General features: G+C 73.2%; 24 protein-coding genes. 14 read left to right on the top strand and 10 right to left on the bottom strand.

Translation table 11 applies throughout. The features are described 5' to 3' along the window. Window positions 1-23 precede the first annotated feature (23 nt). Both GCL84_RS10365 and GCL84_RS10360 read left to right on the top strand, forming a co-directional pair. Window positions 24-824: a carotenoid biosynthesis protein gene (locus tag GCL84_RS10365; protein ID WP_156755201.1), complete on the top strand. Its 801-nt coding sequence runs from the start codon at window positions 24-26 to the stop codon at window positions 822-824. Then, on the top strand, window positions 821-2,035 hold the full coding sequence (locus GCL84_RS10360) for a glycosyltransferase (RefSeq protein WP_156755200.1): 1,215 nt from the start codon (window positions 821-823) through the stop codon (window positions 2,033-2,035). The genes GCL84_RS10365 and GCL84_RS10360 overlap by 4 nt, the downstream gene beginning before the upstream one ends. On the opposite strand, the gene GCL84_RS10355 is transcribed toward GCL84_RS10360, so the two are convergent. Beyond that, window positions 1,929-2,585 carry a CDP-alcohol phosphatidyltransferase family protein gene (locus GCL84_RS10355; RefSeq protein WP_235926131.1) on the bottom strand — a complete coding sequence of 219 codons (657 nt, stop codon included), beginning with the start codon at window positions 2,583-2,585 and terminating at the stop codon, window positions 1,929-1,931. The genes GCL84_RS10360 and GCL84_RS10355 overlap by 107 nt on opposite strands. 45 nt (window positions 2,586-2,630) lie before the next feature. Between GCL84_RS10355 and GCL84_RS10350 the strand changes: the two genes are divergently transcribed. Beyond that, the gene (locus GCL84_RS10350; protein ID WP_197523150.1) at window positions 2,631-3,440 is read left to right on the top strand and encodes a YhjD/YihY/BrkB family envelope integrity protein; all 810 of its coding nucleotides are present in this window, start codon (window positions 2,631-2,633) and stop codon (window positions 3,438-3,440) included. 17 nt (window positions 3,441-3,457) lie between these two features. Next, a complete protein-coding gene (locus GCL84_RS10345; protein ID WP_156755197.1) occupies window positions 3,458-4,468 on the top strand; it encodes a DUF5914 domain-containing protein in 1,011 nt (336 codons plus the stop codon). A 22-nt stretch (window positions 4,469-4,490) separates the two neighbouring features. Here GCL84_RS10345 and GCL84_RS10340 read toward each other — a convergent pair whose 3' ends face one another. The 3 genes from GCL84_RS10340 to GCL84_RS10330 are packed head-to-tail and all read right to left on the bottom strand — an operon-like array spanning window position 4,491 to window position 8,033. Further along, window positions 4,491-5,444: a phytoene/squalene synthase family protein gene (locus GCL84_RS10340; protein WP_156755196.1), complete on the bottom strand. Its 954-nt coding sequence runs from the start codon at window positions 5,442-5,444 to the stop codon at window positions 4,491-4,493. Then, entirely contained in the window at window positions 5,441-6,919 is a 1,479-nt protein-coding gene (gene crtI / locus GCL84_RS10335; protein WP_156755195.1) for a phytoene desaturase family protein, read from the bottom strand. The genes GCL84_RS10340 and crtI overlap by 4 nt, the downstream gene beginning before the upstream one ends. A gap of 25 nt (window positions 6,920-6,944) precedes the next feature. Beyond that, complete coding sequence (locus GCL84_RS10330) at window positions 6,945-8,033, bottom strand: polyprenyl synthetase family protein (protein ID WP_197523149.1); 1,089 nt, start codon at window positions 8,031-8,033, stop codon at window positions 6,945-6,947. A gap of 231 nt (window positions 8,034-8,264) precedes the next feature. On the opposite strand from GCL84_RS10330, the gene GCL84_RS10325 reads away from it, so the two are divergent. Further along, a complete protein-coding gene (locus GCL84_RS10325; protein ID WP_156755194.1) occupies window positions 8,265-8,708 on the top strand; it encodes a DUF4383 domain-containing protein in 444 nt (147 codons plus the stop codon). Between the two features lie 236 nt (window positions 8,709-8,944). Next, window positions 8,945-10,012: a transcription termination factor Rho gene (gene rho, locus GCL84_RS10320; RefSeq protein WP_156755193.1), complete on the top strand. Its 1,068-nt coding sequence runs from the start codon at window positions 8,945-8,947 to the stop codon at window positions 10,010-10,012. Window positions 10,013-10,059: 47 nt separating this feature from the next. Here the strand turns inward: rho and GCL84_RS10315 are convergent, their stop codons facing one another. Continuing rightward, the gene (locus tag GCL84_RS10315) at window positions 10,060-10,614 is read right to left on the bottom strand and encodes a DinB family protein (protein ID WP_156755192.1); all 555 of its coding nucleotides are present in this window, start codon (window positions 10,612-10,614) and stop codon (window positions 10,060-10,062) included. A 51-nt stretch (window positions 10,615-10,665) separates the two neighbouring features. Then, a complete protein-coding gene (locus GCL84_RS10310; protein ID WP_156755191.1) occupies window positions 10,666-11,124 on the bottom strand; it encodes an anthrone oxygenase family protein in 459 nt (152 codons plus the stop codon). A gap of 80 nt (window positions 11,125-11,204) precedes the next feature. On the opposite strand from GCL84_RS10310, the gene GCL84_RS10305 reads away from it, so the two are divergent. Together GCL84_RS10305 and GCL84_RS29965 are read left to right on the top strand one after the other, a co-directional pair. Next, entirely contained in the window at window positions 11,205-12,134 is a 930-nt protein-coding gene (locus tag GCL84_RS10305) for an AraC family transcriptional regulator (protein WP_156755190.1), read from the top strand. 294 nt (window positions 12,135-12,428) lie between these two features. After that, entirely contained in the window at window positions 12,429-12,668 is a 240-nt protein-coding gene (locus GCL84_RS29965; protein ID WP_235926130.1) for a hypothetical protein, read from the top strand. 182 nt (window positions 12,669-12,850) lie between these two features. Here GCL84_RS29965 and GCL84_RS10295 read toward each other — a convergent pair whose 3' ends face one another. Next, a complete protein-coding gene (locus tag GCL84_RS10295; RefSeq protein ID WP_156755189.1) occupies window positions 12,851-13,114 on the bottom strand; it encodes a hypothetical protein in 264 nt (87 codons plus the stop codon). 68 nt (window positions 13,115-13,182) lie between these two features. Here GCL84_RS10295 and GCL84_RS10290 point away from each other — a divergent pair, with 68 nt between their 5' ends. From GCL84_RS10290 to GCL84_RS10265, 6 genes are all read left to right on the top strand, one after another. After that, window positions 13,183-13,965 carry a S1 family peptidase gene (locus tag GCL84_RS10290; RefSeq protein WP_156755188.1) on the top strand — a complete coding sequence of 261 codons (783 nt, stop codon included), beginning with the start codon at window positions 13,183-13,185 and terminating at the stop codon, window positions 13,963-13,965. After that, window positions 13,962-14,966 (top strand): hypothetical protein, encoded by a 1,005-nt coding sequence (locus GCL84_RS10285; RefSeq protein ID WP_156755187.1) that lies wholly within the window; start codon window positions 13,962-13,964, stop codon window positions 14,964-14,966. Before GCL84_RS10290 ends, GCL84_RS10285 begins: the two co-directional genes overlap by 4 nt. Window positions 14,967-15,054: 88 nt before the next feature. Beyond that, window positions 15,055-15,588 carry a PadR family transcriptional regulator gene (locus GCL84_RS10280; protein WP_156755186.1) on the top strand — a complete coding sequence of 178 codons (534 nt, stop codon included), beginning with the start codon at window positions 15,055-15,057 and terminating at the stop codon, window positions 15,586-15,588. Continuing rightward, entirely contained in the window at window positions 15,585-16,796 is a 1,212-nt protein-coding gene (locus GCL84_RS10275; protein WP_156755185.1) for a cytochrome P450, read from the top strand. The genes GCL84_RS10280 and GCL84_RS10275 overlap by 4 nt, the downstream gene beginning before the upstream one ends. A gap of 10 nt (window positions 16,797-16,806) precedes the next feature. Then, entirely contained in the window at window positions 16,807-17,004 is a 198-nt protein-coding gene (locus GCL84_RS10270) for a ferredoxin (protein WP_156755184.1), read from the top strand. Between the two features lie 490 nt (window positions 17,005-17,494). Next, window positions 17,495-18,271 carry an AfsR/SARP family transcriptional regulator gene (locus tag GCL84_RS10265; RefSeq protein ID WP_197523148.1) on the top strand — a complete coding sequence of 259 codons (777 nt, stop codon included), beginning with the start codon at window positions 17,495-17,497 and terminating at the stop codon, window positions 18,269-18,271. 62 nt (window positions 18,272-18,333) lie between these two features. On the opposite strand, the gene GCL84_RS10260 is transcribed toward GCL84_RS10265, so the two are convergent. From GCL84_RS10260 to GCL84_RS10250, 3 genes are all read right to left on the bottom strand, one after another. Next, window positions 18,334-20,364 carry a tetratricopeptide repeat protein gene (locus GCL84_RS10260; protein WP_156755182.1) on the bottom strand — a complete coding sequence of 677 codons (2,031 nt, stop codon included), beginning with the start codon at window positions 20,362-20,364 and terminating at the stop codon, window positions 18,334-18,336. 11 nt (window positions 20,365-20,375) lie between these two features. After that, window positions 20,376-21,587, bottom strand: coding sequence for a hypothetical protein (locus GCL84_RS10255; RefSeq protein WP_156755181.1), 1,212 nt, complete (start codon window positions 21,585-21,587; stop codon window positions 20,376-20,378). Between the two features lie 560 nt (window positions 21,588-22,147). Continuing rightward, a partial coding sequence (locus tag GCL84_RS10250; RefSeq protein WP_456236896.1) for a poly(ethylene terephthalate) hydrolase family protein occupies window positions 22,148-22,384 on the bottom strand: 237 nt, incomplete at its 5' end.

The raw sequence follows: 22,384 nt of genomic DNA, 5'->3' as shown, positions 1-22,384 counted from the left end.
CACGCGCACCATAGGCTCACCTCATGCTCGCCACGCCTGGGGCCAACCGGTCGGTCCGCACGCGCGTGCTCCCCGTGATCGCCGCGCTGTTCGCCGCCACCTCGGTCGTGTGTCAGATCGTGTACTCCCAAACGGACCCCGGGCAGCGGGTCCCCTGGACCATCCTCACCGTGCTGGCCTTCGCGGCGGCGTCCGTGCTGGACGCCGCGGGCAGGCAGGGCGTTCGCGGCGTGCTGGCACTGCTGGCGGTCGCCGGGGGCGGGGGTCTGGCCGTCGAGGTCCTGGGCAGCCACACCGGGTTCCCCTTCGGCGACTACTCCTACGCGGGCGATCTCGGGTGGTCGGTGGCGGGAGTGCCGCTGGTGGTGCCGTTCGCGTGGGTGATGATGGCGTGGCCCGCCCTGCTGGTGGGTCGGGCCCTGGCCGGTGGCGGTCGCTGGCTCGTGGCCGTGGTGGGTGGGTGGGCGCTGGCGTCCTGGGACGTGTTCCTCGATCCGCAGATGGTCGACGCCGGGCACTGGTCGTGGGCGCACCCGGCGCCCGCGCTGCCGGGGGTCGACGGTGTGCCGCTGACGAACTTCGCCGGGTGGTTGCTCGTGGCTGTGGCGATGATCACGCTGCTGCACCACCTGGTCCCCGTGGACGCCGGGACCGACCTGCGGGCCGGGCCCGCGCCGGTGATGTACCTGTGGACCTACGGGTCCTCGGTGTGGGCGCACGCGTTCTTCTTCGGCCGTCCGGGGGTGGCGCTGGTGGGCGGGGTGCTGATGGGTGTCGTGGCGGTGCCGTACGCGGTCGCGCTGGTCCGAGCGGTGCGCCGGTGAGGGTTCCCTGGGTCGCCGCGGCCGCGCTGACCGCCGCGGCGGGCGCCGCGCACTCGGTGGTCAACGCCCGCTTGCTGCGCTCGGCCCCGGTGGACCCGCCGCCCTGCGCGGAGCGGGTCTCGGTGTTGCTGCCGCTGCGCGACGAGGCGCACCGGGTGGCGCCCACCCTGCGGTCGCTGCTGGCCCAGCGCGGCGTCGACGACCTGGAGGTGCTGGTCCTCGACGACGGGTCGACCGACGGCACCGCGGCCCTGGTGCGCGCGCTGTGCGGGGCAGACCCCAGGTTCCGCCTGCTGACCGGGGAACCGCCGCCCGAGGGCGTGCTGGGCAAGCCGCACGCCTGCGCCCAGCTCGCCCGGCGGGCCCGGGGCGGTGTGCTGGTGTTCGTCGACGCCGACGTGGTGCTGGGCGAGACGGCCGTGGCCTCGGCGGTGTGGTCGCTGCGGGCCGCCGGGCTGGACCTGGTCTGCCCGTTCCCGCGCCAGCTCGCCGACGGGTGGGGGCCACGGCTGGTCCAGCCGCTGTTGCAGTGGTCGCTGGTGGTGTCGCTGCCGATGCGGCTGGCGGAACGGTCGACGCGGCCCGCGCTGGCCGCCGCCACCGGCCAGTTCCTCGTCGTCGACGCCGCGGCGCTGCGGCGCTGCGGGGGCTACGAGTCGGTGGGCGGCGCCGTCCTGGACGACATGGCCCTGGCCCGCCGCGTCCGGTCGAGCGGCGGGCGGACCGCCGTGATCGACGGGAGCGGGGTCGCCGAGTGCCGGATGTACGAGGACTGGGACCAGGTGCGGGAGGGGTACGGGAAGTCCCTGTGGTCGGCCACGGGCTCCCCGCTCGTCGCGGTGCTGTTCGGCGCCGCACTGAGCTGGCTGTACCTGCTGCCACCGGTCGCCGCCCTGTTCGGGTCGCGGGTGGGCGCGCTGGGCTACCTGGCGGGCGTGGCGAGCCGCGTCGTCGCCGCCCGGCGGACCGGCGGTCGCGCGTGGCCCGACGCGTGGGCGCACCCGGCCTCCGCAGCGGCCGTGCTCGTCCTGCTCGGCCGGAGCTGGCGGGGCAAGCGCGCGGACACCCTGCGCTGGAAAGGCCGCCCGGTGGACGTCAGGGCCGTCAGGGCCGCAGCGCCCGCGCGATCCCGAGGGACAACTGGACCAGGCCCACAGCCAGCACGACGAGCCACACCACCACCCCCACCGCCGCCCAGGACCACCCAATGACCGGCGTGCCGCCGGGGAACGCCCCCGCGCCCGCGGCGACCACGGCGGTCACGATCACGCGCGTCGGCCGCTCGGCCACCGTGACCGCCCCCGCCCCGGCCATCCCGGCGCCCTGGGCCCGGGCCCTGGCGTACTCCAGCACGAACACCGCCGCCGCGATCACCGCGCACCACAGCGGGTCCGCCCCCAGCGCGAGCAGCACGGCGACGAAGGCCAGGTCGCTGAGCCGGTCGGCGACGGCGTCCACCACCGCGCCCAGCGGGCGGCCACGGCCGGTGGCGAGCGCCACGGCCCCGTCCAGCCCGTCGAGCAGACCGGTGAGCACCACCAGGACCGCGGCGAGCAACGGCCACCGCCCGCCCGGTGCGGCGACCGCGACCGCCGACCAGGCGCACACCACACCCAGCGCGGAGAGCACGTCCGGGGGGACCCACCGCAGTGGGCGGGCGCAGCGGTGCACCAGCCGCAACCACCCGACGACCAGGGTGTTGCCGCTCACATCGGTGCCGTGCACGCGGGACCAGCCCGCGACCGGGTCCTCCCCGCGCATCCGCGACACCTCCTCCCTGGTCCACCACACGGTACGTGGACTGTCGTGATCTCCACCGCACGCGCTCGGCGCGTCATCCGCCACACCGCGCGGTCCCTGCGCGGGCGGGACCTGTCGTTGTGGACGGCCGGGCTCACCTTCTTCGCCTGCCTCGCCGCCGTGCCGGTGCTGCTGCTCGCCCTGCGCGGGGCGGCCTGGCTCACCTCCGACCAGTTCACCGCCGACGGGGTCGCGGGCCTGGTCGACGCGCTGCCCGACGAGCACGACGGGCGCGAAGGCCTGCGCGCTCTCGTCGACGCGGCCCTGGGGTCGCCGTGGTGGCTGGTGGTCGTCGCGCTGTTGCCCGCCACGTTCTACGGCGAGGGCCTGCGGCGGTCGATGCGCCAGATCGAGGGCGCGTCCCCGGGGCGGCTGGCGGGCTGGAAGGGCCGCGTGGGGTTCTTGCCGCTGCTGGCGCTGAGCCCGGTCCTCGTCGTGCTGCTGCTTACCACCGCGCCCGCTGTCGTCCCGCTCTACACGGGCGGGGGCCTCGACCCGGTGTGGGGGGTGATCGCGACCTTCCACGTGGACTGGCTGGTGGTGTCGGCGTGCCTGAGCGTGGTCTACGTCGTCCACTCGCCCGCCGCCTTGCCCGTGCGGACAGCGGTGGCGTGCGGGTTCGCCACGGGCGCGGTCGTGTCCGGGTTCCTGCACGGCTTCCTGCTGTTCCTGAGCATCCCGATCGACTGGGCGGTGCCGTTCGGGGGTATCCAGACGGCGGGGGAGGGCGTGGCGCTCGCCCTGTGGATGTACCTGTTGCACGCGATCGTGCTCGTGGGCTACCGGGTCGCGTTGAGCGTGCACGCCACGGAGTGAGGAAGGAGAGACACACCATGTCCCTGCTCGACGCGCTGCGCGCCCGGTGGCCGGACTCGGCGCCGGTGCGCCCCCTGGCCCGCCAGAGCTGGTCCCGCCAGCGCCCGACCTACCGCGAGGCCAAGCCCGAGGTGATCGCCGCCGCGGCGGCCCGGGCGGCGGCCCGCCCCTCCGGCAACTGGTTCGTCCTCGCCGCCAGCGCCGACATCCGCGCCGACCGTCCCTTCGGGACCCACGTCGGCCCGGTGGAGCTGGTCGCCTTCCGCGACCCGGGCGGCGGACTGGTGGTCGGCCCCGGCGCCTGCCCGCACCTGGGCGCCCCGCTGGCCGCGGGCCGCGTCGAGTGCGGCACCCTGCTGTGCCGCTGGCACGGCCTGCCGCTGGGCCGCGACGGCGGCCCCGGGTGGTCCCCGCTGCCCGCGCACGACGACGGCGTGCTGGCCTGGGTCCGGCTCGACGAGCTGGGCGGTGAGCAACCGCTGCCCGCCCCGGTCCTGCCCCGGCGGCCGGACCCCGCCGCGGCCATCGCCGCGGTCGCCAAGGCCACGGGCGCCTGCGAACCCCACGACATCATCGCCAACCGCCTGGACCCCTGGCACGGCTCCTGGTTCCACCCCTACGCCTTCGCCCGCCTGACCGTCGAGCAAGCCCCCGCCGTGGACGTCGTCAACGAGTCCGACGACCGGTTCCTGGTCGACGTGACCTACGCCCTCGGCTCCCGCCTGGGAGTCCCGGTGCGAGCCGAGTTCCACTGCCCCGAGCCGCGGACAGTGGTCATGCGCATCACCGAGGGGGAGGGACTGGGCAGCGTGGTCGAGACCCACGCCACCCCGCTGCCCGCGGGCCGGGACGGCCACGCCCGCACCGCGGTCACCGAGGCGGTCATCGCCACCTCCGACCGCCCCGGCTTCGCCACCGCGGGCAGGATCGCCCCGCTGCTGCGCCCCCTCATGCGCTGGGGCGCGGCCCGGCTGTGGCGCGACGACCTCGCCTACGCCGAGCGCCGCTACGCCCTGCGCCAGACCTGACCCCGGGGGCTGACCACGACTGTCAGCGGACGACGCTCTGCGGGCACGCCCCGGGGGAGCGGCGTGCCCACCAGGCCCGCGCCAGCGCCGACCCCGCCACCCGCAGCCGCCTCGGGGTGCCGACGGTGGCGCGGGTGGCGAAGACGTCGTGGTCGAGGGCGGCGATGCGGTCGAGGATGCCCGCGTAGAGCGTCAGGGCGGTCTCGACGCACGGGCGCGACACCGGGTGCAGCATGGGGATGCCCTCCTCCGCCACGCGGTAGACCTCGCGGATCACCCCCGCCTGGGCGGCCAGGGCGCGGCGCACGGCGTCGTCGGCGCGGCCGCGGTCGCGGCACCACTGGAGGCGGTCGCGGTCCACGCCGGAGGCCGCCAGCTCGTCGGCGGGCAGGTACACCCGGCCGCGGTCGAGATCCTCGCCGACGTCGCGGAGGAAGTTGGTGAGCTGGAAGGCCTCGCCCAGGGCGGCGGCGTGCGGCGCCGCCTCCTCGCGGGGCGTCACCGTGCCCAGCACCGGGAGCACCTGCAGGCCGATCACCTCCGCTGACCCGTACACGTACTCGGTCAGGGCCGTCCTGGTCGGGTAGTCGGTCACGCGCAGGTCCATCCGCATCGAGTGCAGGAAAGCGGTGAACAGGGTCGGTTCCAGCCGGTACCGCCGGGCGGTGTCGGCGACCGCGGCGACGACCGGGTTGTCCGACCACCCTTGCGCCAGACCAGCCGAGAGCGAGGACTCCGCGGCGGCCAGGTCGTCCGCGGCGCCCGTCGAGCCGGGGGCGGGCTCGTCCACCAGGTCGTCGGTCCACCTGGCGAAGCCGTAGAGGGCGTGCACGGCCGGGCGCCGGTCGCGGGGCAGCAGCCGGGTCGCCAGGAAGTAGGTGCGGCCGTGGCGGGCGTTGAGCTCGCGGCAGCGCAGGTACGCCTGGCGCAGCGGGGCGTCGGTGATGCCCGCGGCGTCGAGTTCGCGGGCGGTCATCTCGGGCCCGTGACCCGGTCGGCGGCCAGCCTGCCCGACACCAGCGCCGTGGGCACCCCCACGCCGGGCACGGTGCCGGAGCCGGCGAGCACGACGTTGTCGGTGTGGCGCGGGAAGTTGCCCGGCCGGAACGGGCCGGTCTGGGTCAGCGAGTGCGCGTAGCTGAACGGCGTGCCCGCCGTCATGCCCATGGCCGCCCACTGCGCCGGGGTCACCAGATGGGTGGCCTCGACCGACGCCGCGAGCCCGGGGAAGAGCCTGCGTTCGGCGACGGCCACGACCTCCTCGGCGTAGGCCTTGCCCTCGCGCTCCCAGTCCACCGCGCCGACCGCGAGGTTCGGCACGGGCGCCAGCAGGTACAGCAGATCGCGGTCGGGCGGGGCCAGTGCCGGGTCCGACGCCGTGGGTCTGGTGATCAGCAGGGAAGGGTCGCTCATGACAGTGCCCCGGTGGATGATCTCGTCGAAAGTGGGCTTCCACGCCTGGCCGAACGACAGCGAGTGGTGCGCGGTCCCCGGCCAGCGAGCCGTGGTGCCCATGTGGACGACCACCGCGGACGGGGACGCCCGCAGCCGGGTCGGCCTGCGCGGTGTTCGGCCGAGCAGGTCGTAGGCCGTAGCCGGTTCGGTGGTCAGCACGACCGCGTCGCACTCGAACCGCTCGCCCGCCGTGGTGCGGACCGCGGTCACCCTGGCGCCCGACCGCTCGAGGTGGTCGACCGCACTGCCGTAGTGGAACTCGACACCCGCCGACGTCGCGGCGGCGGCAAGGGCGTCGGGCACCACCCGCATGCCGCCGCGCGGGAAGTACACACCCGCGATGGTGTCCATGTACGGGATGACCCCGTACACGGCCAGCGCCCGCTGCGGGGACTCGCCCGCGTAGAGGGCCTGGAAGCTGAACACCCGCCGCAGCCGCTCGTCGGTGAGGAACCGGCCGACGGCCCGGTCCAGGCTGCCGAACCCGCCCATCGCGACCAGCCGCGCCAGCGTGGGCGTCAGCAGCGAGAGCGGGGAGTCGAAGTTGGCCGCGATGAACCGCTCGTACTCGACGGCGTAGAGCTTGGTCAGCCACGTGCGCAGACGCTGGTACCCCGCCGCCTCACGCGGGCCGGCGAAGTCGCGCACCGCCTCAGCCATGGCCTCGCCGTCGCTGAGCACGTCCAAGGTGGAATCGTCCGCGAAGTGCGCCCGGTAGGCCGGTGTCAGCGGCATGAGGTCGAGCAAGTCGTGCGCCGACGCGCCCACCGCGTTAAGGGTCTCTTCGAGGATCGAGGGCATCGTCAGCACTGTCGGCCCCGTATCCATCCGGTAGCCGCCCAGGTCATGCCTGCCCACCCGCCCACCCGGGACCGCGTCGCGCTCCAGCACCGTCACCGTTCGCCCACGCCCGGCCAGGTGCAGAGCGGCGGCCAGCCCGGACAACCCCGCTCCAACCACCACAACCCGGTCTGTCCGGCCGTTCACCGTCCGCATGAACCGCACTCCGTCATCTGTGCTGTCATCTGCTGCGCTCGCCGCACGCGTGGGCGAGGTGGACCAGGTATTCCGCGGCCAAGCCTGGGATGGGAGCGTCCGCCAACGCTGCCACCCCCCGGCGCAACCGCTCATCGATCAACTGCTCGACCCGCTCACGCGCGCCGGTCTGCTCCAACAGTCGCACCCAGCGGTGCACAGTGGCCGTGCCGCCATCCCCACGCATGTCCCGCAGCTCGCGGAGCTGCCCCGGGGAGGCGAGGTCGCGGGCGACCACGACCACGCTGTTGGCCTTGCCCGCCAGCAGGTCGTCGCCGAGCGGCTTGCCGGTGACCGCCGGGTCGCCGAACACCCCGAGCAGGTCGTCGCGGAGCTGGAACGCCTCCCCGACCGCGTCGCCGTACCCGGCCAGCGCCCCGATCACCTCCGGACCGCACCCGGCCAGGTCGGCCCCCAGCTCCACCGGCCTGCGCACCGTGTACCGGCCCGACTTGCACCGGGCGATCGCCAGCACCTCGGCGAGCGACGGCTCACCCTCCACCTGGTTGACCAGGTCCCGGAACTGCCCCACGGCCAGCTCCGCGCGCAGCCAGTCGTAGCGCGGCTGCACCCTGGCCACCGCGGCCTGACCGACCCCGCTCTCGCGCAGCATCTGCCCGGCCCACACCAGGCACAGGTCCGAGGCCAGCACGGCCGCGGACTCGCCGAACCGCGCCGCCGAACCGGTCAGGCCCGCCCGGCGGTGCCAGTCGGCGAAGAGCACGTGCGCGGCGGGCTCGCCGCGGCGGGTGGCGGACTGGTCCATCACGTCGTCCTGGATGAGCGCGAAGCAGTGCAGCAGCTCCGCGCTCGCCGCGGCACGCACCGCCGCCTCGGTCTCGGCCGCGCCGCACAGCCACCCCGCGAGCACGAACGTGGACCGCAGGTACTTGCCCCGGTCCACGAACTCCGCCAGGACGCGGCCCAGCACCTCGGTGCCCGCGCCCAGGTGCTCCTCGCCCCGGCTCGCCATGAACTCGGCGATGTGGGCGGCCGCCCCGGTCCGCACGCGCGGGCGCCAGGAGCGGAACTCCTCGATCTGGTCGGACCGGGCTGCTGTTCCGAAAAGGGTCACAAGCCCTCCGTCGTGACTGTGCCGCAGGTGGGCTGCCGAGGTCCCAAGCAGATCCGCAGCAGGTGCCTACGACCCTAGGTCGGTTGCGGCCGCACCGCCGGGCGAACACCGCGGCGCCGGTTGTTTGGACAGACCCCCGCGGGGAACCCGGTTGCGAACAGTCCCCCTCGGTCACGGCGCCGATAGCGACGCGCGGTTCCCGCAGCCAGGACCAGATCCGAGGAGAACGAGATGAGCGTTGAGACAACGACCCCCAGGATTCCGCGCGGCGCCCAAGTCGTGTGCGCCACACTCGGCACGGTGCTGCTGGCCGTGGGCGTCATGGGCCTGATCTCCCGGGGCGTCGACGGGTTCGGCGACCTCACGGGCCGCACTGTCCTCGGGCTCGGCGGCTCGCCACTGCTGAACTCCGCCCACGTGGTCGCGGGTCTGGTGGCGCTGGTGCTGGCCAGGCGGGCCCTCGGGGCAGAGATCGCCGGGCTCGTCGGGGGACTGACGTTCCTGGGGTTCACCGTCTACGACTCCGTGGCGCTGATCAACGGCGCCCCCGGCGACCCGCTGAGCATCCAGTGGCCCGGTCTCGTCCTGCACTCGGCCGCCCTTGCGGCCTCGGTGCTCATGGTCGTGCTCGCCGGTCGAGCCGTCGGAGACCGCCCCGTCGCCGCCCGCTACTGAGCCGCTGGACGACTTGCGCAGGGCCGCCGGGGTTCGCTGGCGGGGGTGAGTCGAACCCGAGGGCCGAGTTGCGGGGGGCGCGCGAGCTGGGCTATGGTTGGCGCTGATCCCGAGGATGTCGGCTCAGTCGCCCTTGGACTCATCCCACTTCGACCCGGAGCGGTTTCGGGTCTCTCGTTTTCCCGCGATCGGTCGCACCACGCGACGATCGTGCCTCTCTCCAGGAGTTCACCACCATGTCCCATCACGGAATCCTCAACACCCAGGGGAAGAACGCCACCCTCGGCTACGGCCCCGGCGGCGTCACCGTCCCCCCTGGCCTGATCAGGAACCACCGCCTGCGCCCCGGCGACGAGATCGTGTTCGACGGCGACCGGCTCCTGTCCCTCAACGACGGCCCGCCCGTGCGCGACCGCCCGGAGTTCGACCAGCTCACCCCGGTGCACCCGCACGAGCGGCTCGTGCTGGAGACCAGCCGCATGCAGCTCACGACCCGGGTGCTCGACCTCGTCGCCCCCCTGGGCAAGGGGCAGCGCGCGCTCATCGTCGCGCCCCCGCGCACCGGCAAGACCTCGGTGCTGCAGGCGATCGCCCAGGCCGTCGCCGTGAACCACCCCACCGCCCACCTCATGGTGCTGCTCACCGACGAGCGCCCGGAGGAGGTCACCGACATGCGCCGGACCGTGCGCGGGGAAGTGCTCGCCTCGACCTTCGACCGCGCGCCCGCCGAGCACACGGCCCTCGCCGAACTGGCGCTCGACCGCGCCAAGCGCCTGGTGGAGTCGGGCCGCGACGTCGTGCTGCTGCTCGACTCGCTCACCCGGCTCGGCCGCGCCTACAACCTCGCCGCCCGCCCCTCCGGCCGCGTCCTGTCCGGTGGCGTGGACGCGAGCGCGCTGCACCCCATGAAGAAGATCCTGGGCGCCGCCCGCACCCTCGAGGAGGGCGGCTCGCTCACCATCGTCGCCACGGCCCTGGTGGGCACCGGGTCGCTGGCGGACACGGTGTTCTTCGAGGAGCTCAAGGGCACCGGCAACTCCGAGCTGCTGCTCGACCGCACCCTCGCCGACCAGCGCGTCCACCCGGCCGTCGACCTGATCGGCTCCGGCACCCGCCACGACGAGCTGCTGGTCTCGCCCGCCGAGCTGGCCGTGATGGCCGACGTCCGGCGCGCGCTGTCCAGCCAGGGCGCCAAGCGCGCGACCGAGCAGTTCCTCGAGCAGGTCCGCACGACCAGGTCCAACGCCGAGTTCGTCGCCCGGGTCGCGGCCTCGCTGCGCACCCCGCAGGCGATGGCGGCCTGACCGAACGACCACCGCCCGCCCGCGCCCGCCGCCATTGACCGACGGCGCTACTGCCCGGTCCGGCCGTCGACGCACTCGCGCAGCAGGTCGGCGTGTCCACAGTGGCGGGCGTACTCCTCGATCCGGTGCACCCACAGCTCCCGGATGGCGATGTCGTCCTTGCCCGCCCGCGCGCCCAGATCCGGCCACTCGGCCAAGAGCGCGTCGGTCGCCGCCTGCTCCCGGGCCAGATCGGCGAACGCGCTGTCGACCAGCGCCTGGTCCCCAGCGGCGCCGTCGAAGTCACCCGCCTCGTACAGCCTCGGTGTCGGCTCGCCCGGCGTGACCCAGTCCCGCCAGTCCCGCTCCACCTCGGCGAGGTGGCGGATAAGTCCCAGCAGCGACATCGTCGAGGGCGGCACCGACCGCAGCGCCAGTTGCCCCGGGGTCAGTCCCTCGCACTTCATGCGCAGGGTGAGCCGGTAGTTGCGCAGGTAGTCCTGCAACGTCGCCAACTCGCCCTCGGGGCTGGGGCCGTCGTTGTCGCGGGGGTCGTCATCGGGGTCCGCCCACATGTCGGGGTAGACGTTGGCCTTGGTCCACCGCTCGGGCACGTCGCTCATCGTGCCGAGGGTGCTGCGCGGCGGGCCCGCGCGCAAGCGGATATCCCGGGCTCAGGCGGCGGCCCAGGCCAGCGCGGCCAGAGCGGCGGTGCAGGCGAGGGTCCGGATGGTGTTCGCGCGGTTCCACGGCCGTTCGTAGGCGGCTCGGGCGGCGGTGAAGTCTTCCCCCGCGGCGTCGAGCCGGTTGTTGAGGGGCACGTTGACGACGACGGTCACCAGGAACGAGACCAGGGAGCACCCCAGCCCGACCAGCGCCCACGCCGTCGCCGGGCCATCGCCCGCACGGTGGCTCCACCACGCCGCGGCCGCGGGCAGCAGCGCGGAACCGAAGAACCCCAGGAAGAACAACGGGTTCTGGATGGCGGCGTTGACCTGCCGCATCGTCTCGACGAACGTCCGGTCCGACCCGCGCGCCAGCCCCGGCATCACCGCGGTGGAGAACGCGAAGAAGACGCCCGCCATCAGGCCGGTGGCGACAGCGGAGGCGACCAACAGGCCGTGGTGCGACATGACCCCAGTCAACCGCCCCGCGCTGATACGCCCAATAGCTGGTACCCGCAAATCCATAATCGAGCGTCTACGCTGACGCCGTGGACGCCCTCGCAGCCCTCCTCGACGGTCCCCGCGCCCAAGGCGCCTTCCTGCTCAAGTCCGTCCTGCGCGCGCCCTGGGCCCTGCGCGTCGAGGACGAGGCCCCGCTCACCCTCGTCGCCGTCGTCCGCGCCACCGCCTGGGCCGTCCCCGACGACGCGCCACCCACCCACCTCCCCACCGGCGCCGTCGCCATCCTCCGCGGCCCCGCCCCCTACACGATCGCCGACGACCCCACCACCGCCCCGCAGGCCACCATCGGCCCCGGCCAGACCTGCGCCACCCCCGACGGGACCCCCTCCACGCTCCAGGACCTCGGCGTCCGCGCCTGGGGCAACCACCCCGCCGGGGAAACGGTCCTGCTCACCGGCACCTACAACCTCAGAGGCGCGGTCACCGAACGCCTCCTCGACGCCCTCCCACCCCTGATCGTCGAGTCCGGCTCCCCGCTGACCCCCGTGCTGGCCGACGAGATGGCCAAGGACGAGCCCGGCCAGGGCGCGGTCCTGGACCGCCTCCTGGACCTGCTGCTCATCTCAACCCTCCGGAGCTGGTTCGCCCGCCCCGACACCCCCGCCCCGGCCTGGTACCGAGCCCACACCGACAAGACAGTCGGCCAAGCCCTCCGCCACCTGCACGACGACCCGGCCCACCCCTGGACCGTGGAGTCGCTGGCCAGGGCCACCGGGGTGTCCAGGGCTTCCCTGGCCCGCCGCTTCGCCGCCCTCGTGGGCGAACCCCCGATGTCCTACCTGGCCACCTGGCGCCTGACCCTCGCCGCCGACCTCCTCCGCCACCCCGAGGCCACCGTTGCCTCGGTGGCCGCCGAAGTCGGCTACGGCAGCGGTTTCGCCCTCAGCACGGCCTTCAAGCGCCACCACGGCGTCAGCCCCACCCAGCACCGCCGAGACAGCCCCACGAACGGGTGATACCCCGGAGCGTCGCCGGGCGACGTCGGCCGGCTGGGTTTCCGCGGACGGCACAGGATCGCCACTCCGGGAGGGCCACATGATCACCGCCGAGCCGCACGCGTCGGAAGTGGAGGCCGCGGTGGCGCAGACGCTCACGGCGCACAAGTCCCTGTACCTGGCCACTTCCGCCAGCTCCGGCCCCTGGGTCGGCGGGGTCTACTTCGCCGAGGTGGACCCGTTCACCCTGGCCGTCGTGCTCGAGCGGCGAGGACGCGCGCTGGCCGCCGTGCGCGAGAACCGGAGGTCGCCCTGGTGGTCTCGACCGGATCACCCGCTCAGCCCTTCCTCCAGGCCCAAGCCAGGGCACACGTCGTCGACGGGGACCAGGACGACGAGGTCCGCCGCCGGTTGCTGGCCAAGGTCCCGGAGTGCGCGCCGTTCCTGGACTTCCCCACCGCGGCCGTCCACCTGGCGGTCGCCACCTGGCGGATCAGCGACCTGGGCAAGGGATGGCTCCCGGGAAAGGAACTCGCCGCGCCCGCGCCCGACTAGCGCCCCTCCGCGAGGTCATGTCGGACCTGACCGCGCTGGGGGAGTGGTCGGTGGTCATCGAGGTGGCGCAGGCAAAGGGGTGCATCGACGGGATCGAGACACCTCCACCGGCCCATTGCTCACCGCGACCCGGAACCACCCTCACCACCCGCCGCACGGGAAACCCCTGCCACCAAACAGCTTCAAGCACCGAACAGTCGCATCCTCTGATCCAGTCTGACCATCCCCTCGCTCAGCGCGCGCAACAGCGCGCCCGCAGCGGGCTCGGCGTCGAGCCAGCCGTTGGCATTCGCATTTCCCCACTCGATCCGCGCGGCGGGAACGCTACCAATCAGCGCATTCGCCGATGAGGCAAATGCCGATAGGCCGAACAGCCGCTGAGGTGTGGCGTGGCGATTGCCGGTGCGGGCAAACTCCGAATGGCCGCTTGTGCGCTCCGAGATCACGGAGCTACTTTCCGTTATCGGCCCTCTCCCTGCCTCGGGGCCGACTTCCTGGGAAGGAAACAGCGACAATGAAGTTGCGCTCGCTGGCCGCCACCCTGTTCGCGGCCACATCACTCCTATTCGCCTCAATGGCCGCGCCCGCCGCGGCCGCCGCCGGACCGCCACCGGACAGCGGCGTGCTCCAGCCCGATGTGATCGGCGGGACCCCGGCGCCCGCCTACTCGTTCATGGCCTCGCTGCAGAACCTCAGCGGCAGCCACTTCTGCGGCGCCTCCGTCGTGCACGCCAACTGGGCCGTCACCGCCCGGCACTGCGTGCAGGGCCGTTCGCCGTCCAGCATCCGGGTGCGGGTGGGGAGCAACAACCGCACCAGCGGCGGGGTGGTGGTCTGGGTCTCGACCATCGCGCTGCACCCGAACAACGACCTGGCGGTGATCAGGCTGAGCACGGTCCCGGCGAACTACGCGCCGGTCAAGATCGCGTCCGCCTCCGGGCCGGTCGGCACCGCGACCCGGATCCTCGGGTGGGGGCAGACCTGCCCGTCGCCCGGTGGGTGCGGCGCCGCGCCCATCCAGCTCCAGCAGCTCAACACCTCGATCGTGGCCGACGGCCTGTGCTCGGGCATCTCGGGGTCGACCGAGATCTGCACCAGCAACCCCGGTGGCGACTCCGGCGCCTGCTACGGCGACTCCGGCGGGCCGCAGATCAAGACGGTCGGCGGGGCGTGGCACCTGGTCGGCGCCACCAGCCGTTCCGGCGGCGGGTCCACGTGCGCGGTGCACCCGTCGATCTACGTCGACGTCCCGGCCCTGCGGGCCTGGATCCAGGGCGTCACGGGACTCCCGCTGTGACCCGGGGAGCAGGCCGCCTGGGCCGGGTGGTGATCGCCGCGGTGGCGGCGTTGGTCCTGCCGCTGCTGTCCACCGCGTCCCAGGCGGGCGCGGCGGACTTCGGGACCACCGCGGGCACCGACGTCTTCATCCGCGACTACGTCGGCGACACCGGCGTCGAGCCGCACTCGAACGCGGTCTGGACGAGCCCGGACGTCAAGGTGTGCCCGACCGCGACCGAGTGCTCGGGCAGCCAGAACCCCGAGGTCGGCTCGATGAACTACATCTTCGTCAAGCTGCGCAACCCCGGCCCCTACGGCTCCGGGCCCGACGTCGGCAACCTCGACGTCTACCGCTCGACCCCCGGCGGCGGCACCGGGTGGAGCGCGGACTGGACCAGCATCGGCGGCGCCCTCGGGGTCTCGGTCCCGACCGGCACGACCACCGTGCGGATCCCCTGGCCCGACGTCCCCGGGCCCGGCCACTTCTGCCTGCTGGTGCGCTGGGAGTCGACGAACGACCCGATGACGCACGCCGAGGGCGCGAACACCGTGCTCAACACCCAGCGCAACAACAACATCGCCTGGCGCAACGTCGACTCGGTCGACCTGTACTCCGGCGCGGTCGAGCCCAGGCCGTACGCGCTGGGCAACCCGGGCCGGACCCAGATCGCCACCGACCTGGTCCTGACCGACGTCGGCGCCGGGTTCCTGGCCGCGGGCGGTCGCCTGACCGTAGACCTCGGACCCGAGCTGTTCGCGCGCTGGCGCGAGGGCGGTGGGCGCGCGACCGGGGTCAAGCAGGTCGGCGAGCACAGCTTCGAGGTGGGCGACTTCCGGCAGGCCAGGTTCCACGGCGTGCTGCTGTCGCCGCGGAGCAGACCCGAGCTGGAGCTTCGGTTCAGCGCGCCTTCCGTGGCGCGCAAGGGATCGCACGTGATCCGGGTGAACCAGTTGGCCCCGCTCGAGAAGAACCCGCTGGCCGACGTCGGCGGCGTCGAGTACCGGGTCACCCTGCGGTAGCCGGGCGGGTGGCGCCGCGGGCACCGCGGCGCCACCCGTTTCGCAGCGTGACTAGCCAGTCACGCGAACCTAGGTTACGGTGACTCACGTGTGGATCGAGGTGCTGCTGCTCGCCAAGCTGTCCGGCGGACCGCTGCACGGCTACGAGCTGCGGAAGGAGATCGAGCGCTCGACCGGGCGCACCCTGTCGAACAACTCGCTCTACCCGGCGCTGCGGCGGTTCGTGGACGCGGCCGCGGTGACCCGCAGCGCGCAGGAGCAAGAGGCCAAGCCGCCCCGGCACGTGTACACCATCACCGACGTCGGGCGGGAGCTGCTGCACGACGTGCTCGTCGACTTCCCCGACGAGGCGGCCCGCAACGAGGCCGAGTTCCTGGCCAGGGTGAGCAACTTCAGCAGGCTCACCGCCGCCGAGCGCACGGCCGTCGTCGACACCCGCGACCGCGCGCTGGCCGCGGAGCTCGACCGGCTCGGCGCGCTGGTCCACACCCAGGACGACCCGTGGAGCCGGACGGTGCTCGAGCAGGTCTGCGCCCGGCTCACGGCCGAGCGGGAGTGGGTGGCGCGCCTGCGCGAACTCGCCGCCGACACCGACCAGGAACTGACGAGGGGACTGCCATGACCACCGCAGAGGCGCCACAGCTACCGTTCGACCGGCCCGACGCGCTCGCCGCGGCACCGATCTTCACCCGGCTGCGCGCGCAGGGCCCGGTCGTCCGCGTGATCACCCCGGCAGGCGACCCGGCCTGGCTGGTCACCTCGTACGACGCGGTCCGCGAGGTCTTCCGCGACCGCCGTTTCGGCCGTTCGCACCCGGCCCCCGAGCAGGCCGCGCGGATCTCGCACGCGGCGATCCAGGACGGTCCGAGCGGCAACTTCGAGACCGAGGAGGCCGACCACAAGCGGATGCGCCGCATGTTGGCCCCCGCGTTCTCCGCCCCGCGGATGCGCGCGCTGGACAAGCGCGTCACCGAGATCGCGACCGAGCTGCTCGACGCCATGGAGGCCCAGCACGCGGCCGACCCGGACCAGCCGGTCGACCTCTACACCGCGCTCGCCTTCCCGCTGCCGGTCCTGGTCATCTGCGAGCTGCTCGGCGTGCCGTACGAGGACCGGGAGATGTTCGCGGACCTGTCCGAGCGCATCGCCATCTTCGACGGCGGCGCCGACGCCCGGCAGGCGATGGCCGACTTCAACGCCTACATGCGGCGGCTGGCCGAGGTGAAGCGGGCCGACCCGAAGCCCGACGTCATCTCCGACATGGTCCAGGTGCAGCGCGAGGCCCCCGACTTCACCGACGACGACCTGGCCAACCTGGCCGCGGGCCTGCTGTTCGCGGGCCACGAGACCACCGCTACCCGCCTGTGCCTGGGCACCCTGCTGCTGCTCACCGACCTCGACCGCCGCGACGCCTTCGCGGCCGACCCCGACGGCCAGGTCAACGACGCGGTCGAGGAGATCCTCCGGCTGACCGTCACCGGCGGCGTCGGCCTGCTGCGCTACGCCCACGAGGACGTCGAGGTCGAGGGCGTCCACATCGCCCGCGGCGACGCCGTCCTGGTCTCCATCGAGTCGGCCAACCGCGACGAGTCCGTCTTCGACTCCCCGGACGAGTACGACCCGCACCGCACCCCCAACGTCCACGTCGCCTTCGGCCACGGCGCCCACGTCTGCATCGGCGCCAACCTCGCCCGCACCGAACTGCGCACGGTCTTCCCCATGATCTTCAAGCGCTTCCCCGGCCTGACCCTGGCCAAGCCGCTGGACCAGATCGCCGTCCGCAAGAACCGCGTCGCGGGCGGCGTCGACGAAGTCCCCGTCACCTGGTGAGGAGAAGCCTGTGAAGGTCCTGGCGGACAAAGACATGTGCGTGGGCGCGGGCCAGTGCGCCATGCTGGCCGAGCGCGTCTTCACCCAGGACGAGGACGACGGCACCGTGGTGGTCCTGCAGCCCGTCCCGCCCCCGGCCGACGAGGAGGACGCCCGGCAGGCGGTCCTCGTCTGCCCCTCGGGGGCACTCACCCTCGCCGAGTCCTGATCGGACGCTGACACACCTCCGCCACCGCTGACCGCGGTGGCGGAGGTGTGTCAGGGCCGGAATACGCCGATGTAAATGGTTTATGAAGATCGCGTGACTTGGTCCTATTGTGCGATCGTCAGGTTCGGCATAGGGCTGAATCGTGTCGTCGTGATGGGCGAGTGCCCATTCCGCGATCGGGTCGCGTATTCCAGGGCGATCGAGAACAAAGGCGATGTCGTCTCGGGCGGAAGTTTTCCAACCGACAAGACGATGGGGAACAATATCGCGGTCCGCGTGTGTCTGAACCTCTACCACCTGCGCCTATGTACTTGATGGGTGTTGTTAGCCCTCGGTGAGCGTGGCCGTTCTTCGCTACACTCGATCAGCGCTACCGTTCCGGCTCCTCGATATGTACGTTTCGCGGTGGAGATATTCCGACAACAGGAATGGCGATCCCTTGACATCGGCAATTCCAATCGGATTGCTACGGTTCCGTGTCCTCGGGCCGGTGGAGGTCTTCCGCGGCGGTGTGCCCTGCTCCCCCCAGGCCCCCAAACAACGCGCGCTGCTGGCGATTCTCCTGCTGCACCACAACCAGGTGCTGCCCACCGACACGATCATCGACATGCTGTGGGCGCAACGGCCGCCGCGCTCGGCCTCGGCCGCGCTGCAGATGCACGTCTGCGGCGTGCGGCGGCACATCGGCGGTGGCGGGCACCGGCACCCGGTGCTGCGCACCGAGACGCGGGGCTACTCCATCCGGCTGCGTCCCGATCAGCTCGACCTGGCGGTCTTCCGGGAGTTGGCCCGCGCGGGCCGGCGTGAGCTGGCGGCGGGTCGGTGCGCCGACGCGGGCGACCGGTTCGACGCCGCCCTGCGCCAGTGGCAGGGCCTGGCGATGGCAGGCGTGGCCGCGGCGGGACCGCTGGCGAACTACGCGGTGCACCTGGAGGCGGAGCGGTTGGCGGTGCACCAGCAGCGCATCGGCGTGGACCTGTGCCAAGGTGCCGCACGGCAGGCCGTCGGCGAGTTGGCGGAGCTGTGCGACCGGCACCCGACGCGCGAAGACCTGCACCAGCAGTACATGGTCGCGCTGTCCGCGGTGGGTAGAACAGCCGACGCCCTGCGCGTCTACACCCGGCTGCGCGCGGCCGTGGTGGCCGAGGCGGGCATCGAGCCCGGCCCCGGCCTGCGCGCCACCCACCAGGCCGTCCTGCGTGGCGAACCAGCCGTGGACCCGGGGCACTCGTGCGGTAGGACCCGAGTCGCGGGCCGCCTGCCGTGACGCGGCCGGGGCACCCCGCCGTCGCACGCCCACGCGCCCCCGGGCGGGGTTCGGTCTCCCGGTCACCGGGCCAGCGCCCGCCTGCAGGATTCCAGTCGGGTGCGGGCGTCGTCGTCCTCGACGGCGGCGAGCACCGCCTCGTAGTCGACGATCGCCTGGCCGAGGTCGCCCGCGCTCTCGTGGGCCACCGCGCGGTTGAACCGGATCTGCGGGGAGTCGTCGAGCTCCGCGGCCCGGTCGAGGTGCTCGATAGCCGTGCCGACCTGGCCGGACTCGTAGTCCAACGAGCCCAGCAGCGCCCAGGCCTGGGCCATGCCGGGGTCAGCGCTCAGCGCGGCGTTCGCCGCCGCGCGGGCGCCGTCGGTCTCGCCGCGTTCGATGAGCACGCGGGCCTTGGCGCACAGCAGGTGCGGGTGCTCGGGGGCGACGCGCAACCCGGCCGCGATCTCCGTCCACGCCTGCTCCGGCAGGTCGAGTTCGCACAGCAGCCCGGCCAGGTTCGCCCGCGCGTCGGCGTGGTCGGGGTCGAGGTCGACGACCCGGCGCAGGTCGGCGAGCGCCCCGTCGAGGTCGCCGAGCTCCAGGCGGGCGTCGGCGCAGTTGTAGAACACCTCGGGGAACGGCGGGGACAGCCGGATGACCTCCTCGTAGTCCGCGATCGCCTCGGCCGGGCGGCCCATCCGCAGCAGGACGGCCGCGCGGTTGAAGTGGTGGTCGGCGAACCCCTCGTCGATCGCCATCACCGCGGTGTACTCGACCAGCGCCTCGTCCAGCCTGCCGAGCATGGTGTGCACCCGGGCGCGGTTGTAGCGCAGACCCGCGCGGTGCATCGCCCGCTCACCGGGGTCCAGCTCGCGGTCGAGCCGCTCCATTCCCTGGTCGAGCAGCGCGATCGCCTCGTCGACGCGGCCCTGGCGGATGGCCACGAGCGCGAGGCCGTTGCCGTTGAAGACGGTGAAGTAGGTGCGCTCCTTGGGGTCCTCGAGCCGCGTCGCCAGCGCGATGGCCAGGTTCAGCCAGCTCCTGGCCACCTGGTAGTCGTGGCGTTCGGGGGCGTGGTGCCGGGCGTAGAGCATCGCCATGCCGTAGGCGACCTTCATGTGCACGGCGGGATCGGTGGAACTGGCCCGCACCTCGCCGTAGACCGTCTCGGCCTCGTCGGCGCGCCCGGCGGAGGACAGCGCGGTGGTCATGCCACCGGTGAACTCCCACCACAGTTCGGGGTCGTCCGCCCGGTCGACCAGCGCCCGGCCGCGTTCGCCGAGGTCGGCGGCGGCGTGGTACATGCCGAGGTTGCGGCAGTGCACCTGGGCCTGGCGCAGCGCGACCGCGGCGGCGGCCGGGTCGGAGCCGCGCTCCAGGTGGAACGGGATGGCGCCGAGGGACAGCGAGAACTCGCCGACCGCGGTCAGCCGTGCGGCGTGGGCGTCGTGCAGCGCGGCGCGTTCCCCGGGGGGCAGCGCGTCGTAGGCCGGGTCGGCCACCGTGCCATCGCTGTCCACGAAGGACGTGGCGACCACCGTCGACTCGGTGCCCTCCAGCCGCGTCGCGTACTCGGCCAAGGCGTCGGGCAGCGACGCGGCGACCGGTCCGGGCGGGTCGACGACCGACCCCGCCGCGCCCACCACGAGCCGCAGCACGGCCGGGTCGAGGCGGCGCAGTGCGACGGCGAGGAACTCCTGGTCGGTCGGGTCGGCCGAGTCCGCGTTGGCCACCACCAGCGCCATCGGGCCGTCGGCGCGGGCGGCGAGGTACTCGGCCAGCAGGTCCACGACGCCGTGGGAGATGCGCAGGGTGTGCAGACGGGCCTGGAACCGGGTGCGCTCGCCCGCCTTGGACATGAGCTGGAGCGGGGTCTCCATCGGGGGCACCGCGCCCGCGAACTCCGGCGCGCAGGTGAGGATGGCGACGTTGGCGCGCTCCCCGATGCCGGGGCAGCGCTCCAGCGCGTCGTCGACGATCTCCCGCAGCAGCGTTCCCACCAGCGTGTAGGGACCGCGGTGGTGGCGGTGGGCGTCGATCCAGGCAAGCACCGGGGAGTGCGCCGAGGCGGGCGGTCGGGGGGTGCCGGGCAGCCACAGGTGTTCGCGCATGGGGGTTCCCTTCAGGAGATGACGTGCACGGGCCGCACCTGGTCGCGGCGGCGCCTGCGGTCGCGCACGGCGAGCCAGCCCGCGACCGCCAGCGGGCCGAGTGTGACGACGAGGAAGACCACGGAGTCGAGCAGATCGCGCGCGGGCACCGAGCCGGTGGCGAAGAACCGGCCGATCGCGCCGGAGAACAACTGGTAGGCGGCGGGGCCGACGGCCACCACGAAGGTGGTGATGCTGGCGGTGTACCCGCCGACGATCAGCCAGGAGTACCAGCGGGCGACCCTCCGGTCGACCGGGTGCCACTCGGAGTCGTCGATCAGGCGGTGCTCTCGGCCCAGCAGCCGGTTGAACCGGTTGCGCAGCGTCCGCTTGGCCGTCTGGTGCAGGTCGACGCACCCCAGCACGGTGCTGATGAGGACATACAGGTCGGTGCGCAGGTAGAGGAAGAGCTGCCAGGCCAGACGCAGCGTCGTGGCGTACGCGACGGCCAGGCAGACCCGGCCGCTCATCGACAGCCCGCCGCCGGGGTCCCGGGTGAGGTCGGCGACCAGCACCAGCACGGCGAGGACCAGGACGTCGGCCAGGACCCCGGCCAGGATGGGCAGGTAGCGCTTGCGGCGGGGCACCGCGACCAGCCCGTCGAGCGAGGTCTCCACGACCAGGAAGTAGAGCCTGCGGCCGAACCGCAGCCGTGACCTCAGCCCGAGCCTGCGGCCCGCCAGGGCGTGGAACCCCTCGTGCAGGACCAGTTGCGGGATCGCGGCGAGGATGAGGACGGCCTCGATGACGGTGAAGTAGTCGGTGAAGAACAGGTTCCGGTAGTCGGGCAGCAGCGCGGGATCGCGCGCCGCGGCCACGACCGCCCATCCGAGCAGGCCCGCGTACACCGCGAACGCGACGGGGGAGAACAGCGCGGCGCCCAGCCGTTGCCAGCGCACCGGTTCCGCCACCGCTGCGGGCTCCTCGGCCGCGCGGGTGAACCCCAGCTCCTCGAGGGCGCCGATGATGTGGTCCATGTCGGTGACCTCGCCGTACTCGGCCTCGTACCAGCGCCCCACGCTGGTGGGGGGCTCGCCCGCGGCCAGCCTGCGCACCACCTCGGCGCCGTCGGCGGGGAAGACCGCGTAGGAGTCGGTGTCCGGGCGACCGATGGTCACCTCGTCGCCGTCTTCCAGGTAGACCAGGGGGTGAAAGGCGAGCGGCTGGTCGAGAGTGTCGGTCACGTGGCCCCTTCGGGTTGGAGCCGTGCATGGGCGCGGGGAGCGCCCATGCACGGAGCGGACCTCAGACCTCGATGTGGTAGCACTCGCACGCGGCGGAGGTCAGGCGCACGGCGCCCGCCTTCCGGACCTGGATCTTCTTCATGCTGGCGGGCTTGCTCTTGGTCGTGGTCTTGGTCTTCACGGCCGTTCCTCTCGCCGAAGGGGTGATGGTCTCCACCCTCGCAACCAGGGCCAAAGATCAGCCAACGGTTCGCCAACGCCCGTGCGGACCCGGTTTCAGCGCGGGGCCAGCCCGCACCTCCCAGGAACTTCCGGGGGCTCCGCGTCCCACGGCTTTGTCAGGAGCTCCGGGTCGTCTCGTGGCGGGCGGTCGCTCGCACCGCCGCCAGCGACACCGAGTACAGGGTCAGCTCGGCCCACAGGCCCGGCTCGACGCGTTCGCAGTAACCGTCCACGTGTCCATCCACCCGTTCATCTGACCACTGCGACATGGCCGACGGCTGGAATGGACGGACGGGCCACCGCCCTCGTTGGCGGTGGCCCGTCCGGGCTGGGGTGGGTCAGCCGGTGTGCGGGCAGTTGCCGCGGTAGGCGGAGATGGCCCGGTCGTTGGTGGGCAGGGGGCAGAGGAACTGCTCGTAGCGGGTGTCGTTGTCGATGAAGCGCTTGAGCCAGGAGATGGTGTATTTGGCGATGGTGGTGTTGGAGGTGTTGGGGGCGAAGTGTGAGGCTCCGCGCAGTTCGAGGTAGGCGCGGTCGAGGGAGCTGGGCAGGCTGTTGTAGAAGGGGATGGAGTG

Origin of the sequence: Actinokineospora pegani, from assembly GCF_009745975.1 — a bacterium.
Classification (GTDB): Bacteria; Actinomycetota; Actinomycetes; order Mycobacteriales; family Pseudonocardiaceae; genus Actinokineospora; species Actinokineospora pegani.
Note: the sequence above shows the minus strand (reverse complement) of the source record. Positions and strands in the feature narration are given on the sequence as shown.